Here is a 642-nt window from a genome sequence, read left to right as displayed (position 1 = left end):
GGTGCTTGATGCCCTGGGCGGCCAGTCGTTCCCGCCAGGCGCGGCCGTGCCGGTAGGCGAAGGCGTTGTCGGTGAGCACCTCGCTGACCGTGGCGCCGTGGGCGGCGTAGAAGGCCAGGGCCCGGTCGAGGAAGCCGGCGCAGGTGTCGGCCTTCTCGTCGGGGTGGATCTCGGAGTAGGCCAGCCGGGAATGGTCGTCGACGGCGGAGTGGACGTACTCCCAGCCGGTTTTGCGGCGGCGATCGGGGAAGTCGGCTCGGTTGCCCATGCGCCAGCCACCGCCGTCGGGGATGCGGCCGAGTTTCTTGACGTCGATGTGCACCAGCTCGCCGGGCCGGGCCCGTTCGTAGCGGCGGATCGGAGTGGGTGTGGGCCGGTCGAACATGGTCAGCCTGTGCAGGCCGTGGCGGCGCAGCACCGCATAGACGGTGCTGGCGGCGATGCCGAGGATCGCCGCTATCCGCCGCGGGCCGAGTCTGCGGTCACGGCGCAGTCGACAGATCTGCTCTTCCACCGCCACCGGGGTTCGGCGTGGGCAGCAGTGCGGTCGGCTCGGGCGATCCACCAGTCCGGCCAGGCCAAACTCCCGCCAGCGGTCCCACCACTTGTAGCCGGTGGCGCGGGAGACACCGAGCTCGGCGG

1 protein-coding gene is annotated in these 642 nt (G+C 71.5%); it reads right to left on the bottom strand.

Annotated features, from left to right (window positions below):
- Positions 1-642: helix-turn-helix domain-containing protein (locus ACI794_RS20750; protein ID WP_456617266.1), on the bottom strand; the 642-nt coding region annotated here is incomplete at both ends.

This window comes from Blastococcus sp. SYSU DS0541 (genome assembly GCF_054050875.1).
This window is presented reverse-complemented; position numbering and strand designations above follow the sequence as displayed.